Annotated in this window: 13 protein-coding genes; 6 read left to right on the top strand and 7 right to left on the bottom strand. The window is 32.3% G+C overall.

The genetic code is table 11. From position 1 onward, the window contains the following. The first annotated feature begins 1 nt into the window (after position 1). Positions 2-1093: a peptidylprolyl isomerase gene (locus HA141_RS00125; RefSeq protein WP_209116172.1), complete on the top strand. Its 1092-nt coding sequence runs from the start codon at positions 2-4 to the stop codon at positions 1091-1093. Continuing rightward, complete coding sequence (gene thiL, locus HA141_RS00120) at positions 1086-2072, top strand: thiamine-phosphate kinase (protein ID WP_209116171.1); 987 nt, start codon at positions 1086-1088, stop codon at positions 2070-2072. Before HA141_RS00125 ends, thiL begins: the two co-directional genes overlap by 8 nt. Here thiL and gap read toward each other — a convergent pair whose 3' ends face one another. Next, entirely contained in the window at positions 2073-3095 is a 1023-nt protein-coding gene (gap, locus tag HA141_RS00115) for a type I glyceraldehyde-3-phosphate dehydrogenase (RefSeq protein WP_209116170.1), read from the bottom strand. A gap of 193 nt (positions 3096-3288) precedes the next feature. Between gap and murC the strand changes: the two genes are divergently transcribed. The 3 genes from murC to HA141_RS00100 are packed head-to-tail and all read left to right on the top strand — an operon-like array spanning position 3289 to position 5976. Next, positions 3289-4701, top strand: coding sequence for a UDP-N-acetylmuramate--L-alanine ligase (gene murC, locus HA141_RS00110; RefSeq protein WP_209116169.1), 1413 nt, complete (start codon positions 3289-3291; stop codon positions 4699-4701). A gap of 12 nt (positions 4702-4713) precedes the next feature. Next, positions 4714-5607 (top strand): UDP-N-acetylmuramate dehydrogenase, encoded by an 894-nt coding sequence (gene murB, locus HA141_RS00105; RefSeq protein ID WP_209116168.1) that lies wholly within the window; start codon positions 4714-4716, stop codon positions 5605-5607. An 18-nt stretch (positions 5608-5625) separates the two neighbouring features. Then, positions 5626-5976 carry a YbaB/EbfC family nucleoid-associated protein gene (locus HA141_RS00100; protein WP_209116167.1) on the top strand — a complete coding sequence of 117 codons (351 nt, stop codon included), beginning with the start codon at positions 5626-5628 and terminating at the stop codon, positions 5974-5976. Here the strand turns inward: HA141_RS00100 and rsgA are convergent. The 5 genes from rsgA to msrB all read right to left on the bottom strand — a co-directional run bounded on the left by rsgA (position 5942) and on the right by msrB (position 9509). Next, entirely contained in the window at positions 5942-6859 is a 918-nt protein-coding gene (gene rsgA, locus HA141_RS00095; RefSeq protein ID WP_209116166.1) for a ribosome small subunit-dependent GTPase A, read from the bottom strand. The two genes, HA141_RS00100 and rsgA, sit on opposite strands and share 35 nt — an antisense overlap. Continuing rightward, positions 6849-7079, bottom strand: coding sequence for a sulfurtransferase TusA family protein (locus HA141_RS00090; RefSeq protein WP_209116165.1), 231 nt, complete (start codon positions 7077-7079; stop codon positions 6849-6851). Before HA141_RS00090 ends, rsgA begins: the two co-directional genes overlap by 11 nt. Continuing rightward, on the bottom strand, positions 7079-8203 hold the full coding sequence (gene dnaJ, locus HA141_RS00085; protein ID WP_209116164.1) for a molecular chaperone DnaJ: 1125 nt from the start codon (positions 8201-8203) through the stop codon (positions 7079-7081). The genes HA141_RS00090 and dnaJ overlap by 1 nt, the downstream gene beginning before the upstream one ends. A 29-nt stretch (positions 8204-8232) precedes the next feature. Continuing rightward, positions 8233-8940 (bottom strand): nucleotide exchange factor GrpE, encoded by a 708-nt coding sequence (grpE, locus tag HA141_RS00080; protein ID WP_209116163.1) that lies wholly within the window; start codon positions 8938-8940, stop codon positions 8233-8235. A 74-nt stretch (positions 8941-9014) separates the two neighbouring features. Further along, positions 9015-9509: a peptide-methionine (R)-S-oxide reductase MsrB gene (gene msrB / locus HA141_RS00075; RefSeq protein ID WP_209116162.1), complete on the bottom strand. Its 495-nt coding sequence runs from the start codon at positions 9507-9509 to the stop codon at positions 9015-9017. A 26-nt stretch (positions 9510-9535) separates the two neighbouring features. Here msrB and dusA point away from each other — a divergent pair, with 26 nt between their 5' ends. Next, positions 9536-10540 carry a tRNA dihydrouridine(20/20a) synthase DusA gene (gene dusA / locus HA141_RS00070; protein ID WP_209116161.1) on the top strand — a complete coding sequence of 335 codons (1005 nt, stop codon included), beginning with the start codon at positions 9536-9538 and terminating at the stop codon, positions 10538-10540. Here dusA and HA141_RS00065 read toward each other — a convergent pair. After that, entirely contained in the window at positions 10537-11238 is a 702-nt protein-coding gene (locus tag HA141_RS00065) for an RNA recognition motif domain-containing protein (protein WP_209116160.1), read from the bottom strand. The genes dusA and HA141_RS00065 overlap by 4 nt on opposite strands. Positions 11239-11318 lie beyond the last annotated feature (80 nt).

The following is an 11318-nucleotide window of genomic DNA, read 5'->3' as shown; positions in this document are numbered from 1 at the left end:
TATGCAAAAATTCTTATCAAATCAGAACAAACTTTTCTTAATTCTATCTATCATAATTTTTCAAGTTTTTCTCTTTAAACCGATTGAAGTTCGCGCTGATTTACCTACTGGAAATGCAGTAAAAGACCCTAATGCAATCCTCAGAAACGCTCTCCCTATCAAGCAAGTTGAATTGCAAGAAATTCAACATAAATTGGAAGAAACTAGTGATCTTGTTAGAGGAGGAAGGTGGCCCGCTCTTACGAAAACTGTTACAAAATGTCAATCTTTACTAAAAAAATACCAAAGTCGAATTATTGATGATTTACCAAAGGATAAAAAGAAAATTGCTGAAAAAACATTTTTAGAACTCAAAGAAAATTTTGAAACTCTTCAAGATCATTCCAAAGCAAAGGATAAGTACTCATTTGTATCTACCCGCAAAGAGGCTTTAGATAAAATAGGTGGATTAGAAGAATATTTCCTTCCAAATCAATTTCCTTACGATATTCCGGAAGAGTTTGATAATCTTCCAAGATTACTAGGCAGAGCGAAAGTCAATATAAAAACCTCCAAAGGAGACATGAAAGCTATTATAGATGGATTTAACGCTCCACTTACAGCAGGAGCATTTGTAGATTTATCTTCAAAAAATTTCTACAAAGATTTACCCATTAATAGAGCAGAAGAATTTTTTGTGTTACAAACAGGTGATCCAATTGGTGAATCAATTGGTTATATAGATCCCGAAACAAATAAAGAACGTCACGTTCCTCTAGAAATTAGAATCCCTGATGAGAAAGAAACTTTTTATAATCAAACTTTTGAAGATTTAGGGCTTTACACAGAGACACCAACATTACCTTTCGCAACACTTGGGACTCTAGGGTGGTCTCATTCAAATACGGCAGTTGATGATGGATCATCGCAATTTTTCTTCTTTTTATACGAAGCAGAATTAAATCCAGCAGGTCGCAATTTAATTGATGGAAGAAATGCTGCCTTTGGTTATGTTGTAGATGGTTTTGATGTATTAGAAGAGCTAACCAAAGATGACACAATAATCTCAATTGATGTTTTAGACGGTATTGAAAACCTTAAATTAAATGCATAAAGAAACATTAGAAGATATTGGTGAAAAAGAATTGATTAATAGGCTTGGGAAATTTATGCCCAAAAATCAAGTTATTGATGATTGCGCTTTAATCAAAACTAGAAATGATGACTTACTTATCAATAATGATTCTTTGGTTGAAAATATTCATTTCAATGACTTTACTATTTGCCCTAAAGACCTTGGATGGAAAGCAGTTGTGAGCAACATCTCAGACTTATTATCCAGTGGTAGTAAGAAAACCATAGGAATTACAATAAGCTTAATACTACCGGCTAAAACTGAGTGGTTTTGGGTTGAAGAGGTGTATAAAGGAATAAATAAAGCTTTAAAAAAATATGGTGGAATAATTCTTGGAGGAGATTGCTCAAAAGGGAATCAAAAAACTATATCGATAACTGCCTTTGGGATTCAAGGCGAACTTGAATTACGAAGGAATGCGTGTAAACCTGGCGATATTATTTTAACTACAGGGATTCATGGTCTTAGCAAATTAGGATTTATGATACAGAGTCAAATGAATTTCGATAATAATGTTTCGCTTACTGAAAGATTAATCAGTAAGTCCATAGAGCATTTTTGTCGCCCTCAGGTTTACCCAAATTTTCTAAAAAATCTCCTTAAAACTCGTCCCAATAAAAAAATATACAAAATAGGATGTACTGATAGTAGTGATGGACTATTTCAAGCCGTGCAAGATCTAGCAATCTCTAGCAAATGTAAAGCAATTTTAAATTATAAAAAAATACCCAAAGATAAGGATTGGCCAAAAGGAGATAAATGGGATGAGTTTTATTTTTTTGGAGGTGAAGATTATGAATTAGTTTTCTCATTGCCCAAAAAATGGGCAACCAATTTAACCAGAATAGATAAAAATATTAACAAAATTGGCTATTTTGCTAATGGTGAACCATCAATAGAATTTAAAAATAATAAAAAAGATGAATTATTAAAAAATACACCTTTTAAACACTTTTAATTATTCCCAATTTTTAGCGACAATCTCTGCTAAATCTACAACTCTCTGGCTATAACCCCACTCGTTGTCATACCATGCTAAGACCTTCACAAGATTATCTCCTATACACATGGTCAAATCACTATCGACAATTGATGATTCATTAGTACCTGCATAATCGCTTGATACTAAAGGTTCATCACCATACTTAATAATGCCCTTCATTGAACCTAAAGATGCTTCCTTAAGAGCATTATTTACTTCTTCGCTTGTGACAGATTTAGAAGATTCGAAAACGAAATCCACAGCTGAAACGTTAGGTGTAGGGACCCTCATCGCAATTCCTGTCAATTTGCCTTTCATTTCTGGGTAAACTAGTGCAACCGCTTTAGCAGCTCCTGTAGAAGTTGGAACAATATTAGTAGCAGCGGCCCTCGCTCTTCTTAAATCTCTATGACTATTATCTAGAATTCTTTGATCACCTGTATAACTGTGAATTGTAGTCATCAGACCTTTATTAATACCAAAAGTTTGATCTAAAACTTTCACTACTGGAGCTAAGCAGTTGGTAGTACAACTAGCATTACTCAAAATATCATAGTCTTTATGGTTATAAGTATCAGCATTAACTCCAACTACATAAGTACCAACTCCAGCACCCTTACCCGGAGCAGTTAAGATAACTTTTTTTGCTCCAACCTCTAAGTGCTTGCTTGCTCCAACATCTGTATTAAAAACTCCTGTTGATTCAATAACCAAATCTACACCCCATTCTTTCCAGGGGAGATTCAGTGGATTTCTATCGGAGAAACACTTGATTGTCTTATTATTAATTACAAAAGTGTCATCAGTATACTGAATATCAACACCATCAAGTTGACCAAGGACTGAGTCATATTTTAAAAGATGAGCATTAGTCTTAGGATCTGAAGTTACGTTAATACCAACTACTTCAATATTGGTGTAAGCACCTCTACTGAGCCAACAACGCATAAAGTTTCGACCAATTCTGCCAAACCCGTTAATTGCAACACGCAAAGTCATAACTAATAATTTCTAAATGATTAACCTAAGTTGCTGATCATACTGAATTTTGTGCAATAACGTAAGGTTTTTTTGATTTATTAAGCAAATAAGTCTAGTTTTGTATTAATTCCAGAGAAAAAGTCTTTTTTTTTTAAGAAAAAATACCAAAATTTTACTTTGAAGTTATTTTAATTTAAGTAAAAGATAAACATTGGATAAAGAATTAATACCGAAAAATCATTTTCATTTTATTGGGGTTGGAGGTATTGGAATGTCAGCACTTGCAATTGGTTTACTGAAAAAAGGCTATTCAGTTTCAGGTTCGGATTTAGTTAAAAACAATGAAACTAAAAAATTAGAGAAATTAGGTGCAATTATCTTTAGTTCTCAAATTAAACAAAATATTAAATTTATAACTTCAAAATTTAACAACAAATTGATTAATTTTGTTGTAAGCACAGCAATCAAGCCTGAAAATGAAGAATTATCATATTGTAGAAAAAAAAATTTTTCAGTAAAACATCGTTCAGAGATTCTTGCAATGTTAATGCAGTCTTATACTTCATTAGCTGTTGCAGGAAGCCATGGAAAAACATCAACAAGTACATTTCTTTCCACACTGCTTGAGTTATGCACGCATAGTTCTTCTTCAATAACTGGGGGAATAATTCCTATTTACAATTCTAATTGTCACTTAGAAGATACAAAATTCTTAGTAGCTGAAGTTGATGAGTCTGATGGCACAATAAGTCAATATAAATCCAATATTGGAATAATTAATAACATTGATTTTGATCATTGTGATCATTTCTCTAATTTAGGGGAAGTGATATCTTCTTTTAATAATTTCGCTAAAAATTCTAAAAAATTATTAATTAATTTTGATTGTGAAATTACGCGGAATAATTTTTATTCTGAAAATAAGTGGTCGAACACTACTCCAATCAACGTTGCTTATGCTTTAATTCCGACTGAAATTAATATAAGTCATACGATTGGAAAATATTACGAAAATGGAAATTTCATAAGTACCATAAATATTCCAGTTCCAGGGTTACACAATTTATCTAATATCACTGCTGCAATAGCAGCTTCAAGAATGATAGGTATAGATTTTTTAAAAATTAAGGAAAATATAAAATACCTTAAACTGCCAAAAAAAAGATTTGAATTCAGAGGACAAATCGATGAAAGAAATTTATATGATGATTATGCTCATCATCCAAATGAAATAAAAGAGACGATTAAATTAGGAAGATTATTTATTAAGCCAAAAAATAATAATAAACTTCATAAAAGTAGATTAATCGCAATATTTCAACCTCATAGATACTCACGAGCAAAGCAATTTAGTAAAGAATTCGCTGAAGAATTATCAAAAGCAGATATTATTTATGTAACTAGTATTTATGGAGCAGGAGAAATAAACGAAGATAATATTACTTCGAAAATTATCACTGATCTGATTTATAGAAAAAACAAAAATGTAAGTTTCATAAATAATTATTATGAAATTACAAAGAATTTTTACGAATTAACTCAAAAAGGCGATTTGATTTTGAATATGGGAGCTGGGGATTGTCATAATTTCTGGTCAATTTTAAATGAAAAGAACAATACTTAACTAAACTAATTTATGAATAAAAAGTTTTTTTCTAAGAAATGTAATCTAAGTAATTATACAACCATAAAAGTGGGAGGAGTAGCTGAATATTTTGCTGAGCCAAGAAATTTAGAGGAATTTTTTTATCTAATAAAATGGGCCAATTTAAACAAACAAAAATGCCAAATAATTGGCGCAGGTTCAAATCTTTTAATAAATGATATTTTCATAAAAGGTATAGTTATATGTACAAAAAAAATGAAGTCATTAACAATAGAACCATATTCGGGAATTGTTGAAGCGGAAGCCGGGGTAATGCTCCCAACATTATCTAATGCTCTTGCTAAGAATGGATTACAAGGAGGTGAATGGGCTGTAGGAATTCCAGGAACATTAGGAGGAGCAATTTATATGAATGCTGGTACAGGTAATTTATCGCTTGCAAAAAATCTTATTTCCGTAAAAGTTATAAATAATAAAACTCATGAAAAACTTGAAATTGAAAAAAAAGATATCAATTTTGAGTATAGATTCAGCTCTTTTCAAGGCAATGATTTGACAATAGTTGGTGCAAGACTACATTTTGAGCCTAATGGAAATCTCAAACAATTAATTCAAACAACCAAAAATAACCTTAAATTAAAAACAGAAACACAGCCATATCATCAACCAAGTTTTGGTAGTGTGTTTAAAAATCCTGAAAATAATTATGCAGCAAAATTAATTGATGATATGGGTTTAAAGGGATTTAAAATTGGCGGTGCTGAAATTTCTTCATTACATTCAAATTTTATAATTAATAATTCTTCAGCAAGTTCAAAAGATATTTATGAATTAATAACTGTAATTCAACAAAAAGTACTACAAAACAAAGGAATTTATTTGCAACCGGAAGTAAGAATGATTGGTTTTGACTATCCTAATTAAAGAAACTTTTTTTATAAAATGGCGGGTTTTGGACTTCCTAACTTTGGACAACTTACAGAAGCTTTTAAAAAAGCTAAACAAATTCAACAAGATGCTCAAAAATTACAAGATGAACTTGAAAATATGGAGATTGAAGGAAAAAGCGATGATGAAATGATAAAAGTCTGGATAAGTGGCAACCAACTTCCTTTAAAGGTAGAAGTGCAAGAAAATATTTTAAATTCAGATAAAGAAAAAATAGAGCAAAACATCTTACAAGCTATTCAAAAAGCTCATGAATTATCTACTACAACTATGAAAGAAAGGATGAATGATTTGACTGGTGGATTAAATCTTAATCTTCCTGGTTTTGAGAATAGTGACTCTTAGAAGACTCGATCATTTGTTTATAAAAAGAATATCTTTCAAAAGATTTATTTAAATTACAGCCTTCATCATTCACATGTAAGCAATTGCGAAATTTACATCTAATTCCTTCATCAATTACTTGTTTATATATTTCTGAATAAAGATTTGGTAGTAACCTAATATCAACCTCTAAAGGTTGCATATTAAAACCAGGAGTGTCCACAATGTAACTTTGATTTGATATGGAAAATAACTCAACATTTCGAGTAGTATTTTTCCCTCTTTTAATTTTACTGGAAACTGGAGCAGTACTATTTTTAAGGCCTGGAATTATCATATTCAGCAAAGTAGTTTTTCCGACTCCTGATGGGCCCATAAATATTGAAGACTCTTTTTGCTTTAACTCAGCTAACAAATTTCTAAAATAATAAGATTTCTGCAAATTTAAAGTTATTGCTTGATAACCCCAATTCTCAAATTTATCAAGTAAGTAAGATCTTCTTGTATCTGAAATTAAATCACACTTTGTCAAAACTAATGACACTTCAACACCCATTGATTCTGCTGATATCAAAAACCTATTCACTTGAGATAAATTTAATTCTGGCTCTTTAACGGAAAAAGTTATATATATATTAGAAATATTTGCAACTGAAGGTCTAGCTAATAAATTTTTTCTTTTTTTTAGACTTGTTATTACTGCGCGTTTGCTTTTAAGATCAATACTGTCAATTACTACTTTATCTCCAACATAAATTAATTGATCTTTGAAATTTATAGACTTCTTCACTTTACATAAAAATCTTTCACTATTTACAAAGTTTTCTTGATTTTTCAAGTCAACTAAAAAAAAATCATTAAATTTTTTTGTAACTAAACCTAAATGTTTACAACTAGTTTTCATTCAATATTTTTATTTTTATAAATTTTTCATTTTCTTTGATTTGTTTAAACAAACATCCCATTTCTTTTAAATTATTTAATACCATTTCTTCTGGTTCACCTTTATCTAGTTCAACTATAAGTAGTTCATTTTTGGATAACTTCTCTAACGCCAATTTAATTTTGACAATATTTAAAGGACATGGAACAGATTTAAGATCCAAATGTTTTAAAGAAGTCATTAAGATTCTTTGCCAAATAATTTACTAAATAGTCCACTACTAGAATTTATATTTTTATCTGAATATTGAGAAGCTAAACTCTCTAAAAGTTTTCGTTCTTCGTCAGTTATACGAGTTGGTAATTTTACCTTTACTAGGACTTCATGATTTCCTCTAGCAACTGGATTACCAAGTCTAGGTACTCCTTTGTTCTCAAGTGAAAGAGTTGTATTTGGCTGAGTTCCACTTGGAATTTTTAAATTAACATTTCCGTCAACTGTAGTAATTTGAACAGTGTCACCTAGAATAGCTTGTAAATAATTTACAGCTATTTCTGAGGAAATAGTCACACCATCTCTTTTAAGTTTTGAATCATTTTTAACCTTGATAAAAACATAAAGGTCTCCTGGTGGACCCCCTTTCAAACCGACATTTCCCTCTCCAGAAACTCTTAATTTAGTACCGGTATCAACTCCTGCGGGAATATTAATTCTTAATTTTTTTCTGACTTGCTTTACTCCATTACCACCGCAACTTAAGCATGGATCTGCAATTATCTGACCTGTTCCATTACATGAAGGACATTCAGCTACTTGTGTGAAATTACCAAAAGGTGTTCTTGTAGCTCGTCTAACTTGTCCACTTCCTCCACATGTAGAACAAGTTTTTGGACCTGTTCCTGGTTTAGCACCTGTCCCTTTACAGACTTCACATGTCTCAAGATGAGGAATTTTAATTTCTCTTTGTTGACCAAATATTGCATCTTTAAATTCAACATTAAGGTCATACCTTAAATCATCTCCTTGTTGAGGGCCTCTTCTTTGAGTTCTCCCTCCCTGTGGATTTTGTCCACCAAAGCCATTAAAAAAAGTTTCAAATAAATCTGCAAATCCGCCCATATCACCCATATCAGGCATTCCAGCTGCACCGCCAAGGCCGGCTTCTCCAAACTGATCATATCTAGCTCTTGTTTCAGGATCGGCTAATGCTTCGTAAGCCTTGCCAATTTCTTTAAATTTATCTTCAGCACCTGGTTCTTTATTTACATCAGGATGATATTGCCTTGCTAATTTTCTATAAGCCCTTTTTAAGGTATCCGCATCAGCATCTCTTGAAACTCCAAGTATTTGGTAAAAATCAGCCATTAAATAATACTCAAGTAAAAATTTGGAATTTATAATTCATCAGAAGTATTTACCTCTGAATCTATATCCACTTCAACTGTATCCTTTTCTACTTCCTCTTGTGAAATTTGTTTGCCAGGTCCCATGGATACTTTAACCAAAGCATGTCTCAAAACCTTACCATCTAAATGGTATCCACGCTGCAATTCTTCTACGACAAAATCTTCCTTAAACTCTTCACTCGGCTCTCTTAATACAGCTTCATGTAAATTAGGATCGAATTGCTGACCAACAACTCTCATTGGTGCAACTCCTTGTTGCTTTAAAACCTCTACTAATTGTTTATATAATCCTTGATAACTTCTATGAAGAGCTTGAGCTTCTTCACTTTCTGGTTTAAGTTGTTGTCTCGCTCTCTCAAAATTATCGACAATAGGGAGTATTGCGGTTAAAGTCTTTGAAACAAGTTGAATTTTTAAATCATCTTGGTCTCTAGATTGCCTTTTTCTAAAATTATCAAAATCTGCTGAAATTCTTATATATTGATTTTTTAAAGTTTCATGCTCTTTTTCTAATTGTTCTAACCTTGCATCATTATTAGAAATAGAATTTTTTAATTCTTCGGTATTTATTTCTTCTGTGTTTTGAGATGATGATTCATGATTTTCAATTATTGGATTTTCTGAAGATGAAGCATCCTCATGATCAGAAATATCATTTTCTTTATTATCAATACTGTTTGATTGATTTTCAATCATTTTTCTAAAAATTTAATAAGACTATTTTCTATTAAAATGATCCACAAAACAAGTTGCGGAAGGCCGCACAAAATTTAATCAGGAACAAACCTTAATGCAAGGCCATTATTGCAGTATCTTTTGCCTGTTGGAGCTGGACCATCATTAAAGACATGGCCTTGATGACCACCACATCTAGAACAATGATATTCTGTTCTTGGAACAATTAACTTGAAATCAACCTTTGTTTCAACTGAACCTTCAATTGAATCCCAAAAACTTGGCCATCCTGTGCCACTATCATACTTTTTATCTGAGGGGAAAAGCGCCAAATCACATCCTGCACAATGAAAAACTCCTTCTCTTTTTTCATTATTTAGTGGACTACTAAAAGCTCTTTCAGTCCCTTCCTCCCTCAAAATATAATAAGAATCTGGACTAAGCCGAGATTTCCATTCTTCTTTTGATAAATTCCACTCTTTTTTAGAATTGATTGAAGAAGCTAAAACTTTCATAGGCTTATAGATTATATTTAAGAATGACATAATAGGAATTAGAATAAAATACCTTCTTGTAAGAAATTGATTCATATTATTTAAATCAGATATAAAAAGTAATGAATTTTTACCTTCCTAATTCTACGAAAAATATTCATAAATTAAGTATTGCTCCAATGATGGATTGTACTGATAAACATTTCAGAATGATAATGAGAAAAATAAGTTCTGAAGCTCTCTTGTATACAGAAATGATTGTAGCCCAAAGTTTAGTTCATACTAATAAAAAAGAAAATTTTCTAGATTTTAATAACGATGAACATCCGATATCTATTCAATTTGGTGGGGACGATCCTAAAATTCTTAAAGAGGCTGCTCAAATGGCACAAGATTGGGGGTATGACGAAATAAACTTTAATGTTGGCTGTCCAAGTCCAAGAGTCTGTTCCGGGAATTTTGGCGCTTCGCTTATGAAAGATCCTCAAAAAGTTGCAAAATGCATAGAATCCCTCAAAAATAACTGCAGCATACCGGTAACTATTAAACACAGAATCGGTGTAGACAACCATGATAGTTTTATGAATTTGAATAATTTTGTAAAATGTATCGCAAATGCTGGTGCAGACAGATTTACAGTCCATGCAAGGAAAGCTATATTAAAAGGTTTAAATCCAAAACAAAACAGAACTGTTCCTCCTCTTAAATACGATATTGTAAAAAAATTAAAAAAATTAAATCAAGAATTATTAATAGAAATCAATGGTGGTTTCTCAAATATCGATGAATCGTTAGAAGCCCTAAATATTTTCGATGGTGTTATGGTTGGTCGATCAATATATAAACATCCCATGAGATGGTCTGAAATTGATCAAAAAGTTTATGGGATCAATACCAAACCCAAATCAGCCTCGAAAATTATATATTCTTTAATTCCCTACATAGAAGAACATTTAAGTAAAGGAGGAAAATCTTGGGATATTTGCAAACATCTCATAAATCTTGTTGAGGGTATTCCAAAAGCTAAGATTTGGAGGAATCAAATTTCTGATAAATCTATAAAAAAAGAATTGGATATTAAATATCTAATGAAAAAAACTACTGACCTTGAAGAAATGGGTTACTAATTTTCCCCGTTTGAAGCATTATTCTCATTACTAACTCCCCTTTTTCTCCTGCTCCTACCACTTTCATATTCAGAAGTTTCCGAAGAATTTCCATAACTTCTATCTTCCCAACCTTCTGCTCCTGAGGATTTATTAGTGTAAGAGGTATTATTATTGGCTTCAGAATTACCGCCACCGTAACCACCGTAACCACCGCCGTTATTACCGCCACCGTAACCACCGTAACCACCGCCGTTATTACCGCCACCGTAACCACTGTAGCCACCGCCGCCATTATTACCACCACCGTAACCACCGCCGTTATTACCGCCACCGTAACCACTGTAGCCACTGCCGCCATTATTACCGCCACCGTAACCACTGTAGCCACCGCCGCCATTATTACCGCCACCGTAACCGCCGCCATTATTACCGCCACCGTAACCGCCTCTTCCTCCTCGGCGAGAACCGCCAGCACCTCTTGGCTCAGCCTTATTAATTCTTAGTGGCCTACCCATTAGCTCCGTACCTTGCAAACCATCAATAGCTGTTGACTCTATTGATTCATCTGCCATCTCAACAAATGCAAATCCTCTTTTTCTCCCTGTATCTCTTTCGAGAGGAAGAGAACAATTTACAACTTCACCAAAAGGGGCAAATAACTGTATAACATCTTCACGCTCTGCGCGGAAAGGCAAATTACCAACAAAAATACTCACTTTAAACTCAAAAAGAAATTTAGCTAATTAAAAAAACTACAATAAGTAGTCCCATAACTTTACTTAGTTATTCTACTTCA

It is taken from the genome of Prochlorococcus marinus XMU1402 (assembly GCF_017696205.1).
Lineage (GTDB): Bacteria > Cyanobacteriota > Cyanobacteriia > PCC-6307 > Cyanobiaceae > Prochlorococcus_A > Prochlorococcus_A marinus_AC.
Note: the sequence above shows the minus strand (reverse complement) of the source record. Positions and strands in the feature narration are given on the sequence as shown.

Coding starts and splice junctions, on each gene's coding strand:
- thiL (WP_209116171.1), top strand. CDS start 1,086: ATGCATAAAGAAACATTAGAAGATATTGGTGAAAAAGAATTGATTAAT.
- gap (WP_209116170.1), bottom strand. CDS start 3,095: ATGACTTTGCGTGTTGCAATTAACGGGTTTGGCAGAATTGGTCGAAAC.
- HA141_RS00100 (WP_209116167.1), top strand. CDS start 5,626: ATGGCGGGTTTTGGACTTCCTAACTTTGGACAACTTACAGAAGCTTTT.
- dnaJ (WP_209116164.1), bottom strand. CDS start 8,203: ATGGCTGATTTTTACCAAATACTTGGAGTTTCAAGAGATGCTGATGCG.
- HA141_RS00090 (WP_209116165.1), bottom strand. CDS start 7,079: ATGACTTCTTTAAAACATTTGGATCTTAAATCTGTTCCATGTCCTTTA.
- dusA (WP_209116161.1), top strand. CDS start 9,536: ATGAATTTTTACCTTCCTAATTCTACGAAAAATATTCATAAATTAAGT.
- HA141_RS00125 (WP_209116172.1), top strand. CDS start 2: ATGCAAAAATTCTTATCAAATCAGAACAAACTTTTCTTAATTCTATCT.
- msrB (WP_209116162.1), bottom strand. CDS start 9,509: ATGAATCAATTTCTTACAAGAAGGTATTTTATTCTAATTCCTATTATG.
- grpE (WP_209116163.1), bottom strand. CDS start 8,940: ATGATTGAAAATCAATCAAACAGTATTGATAATAAAGAAAATGATATT.
- murB (WP_209116168.1), top strand. CDS start 4,714: ATGAATAAAAAGTTTTTTTCTAAGAAATGTAATCTAAGTAATTATACA.
- rsgA (WP_209116166.1), bottom strand. CDS start 6,859: ATGAAAACTAGTTGTAAACATTTAGGTTTAGTTACAAAAAAATTTAAT.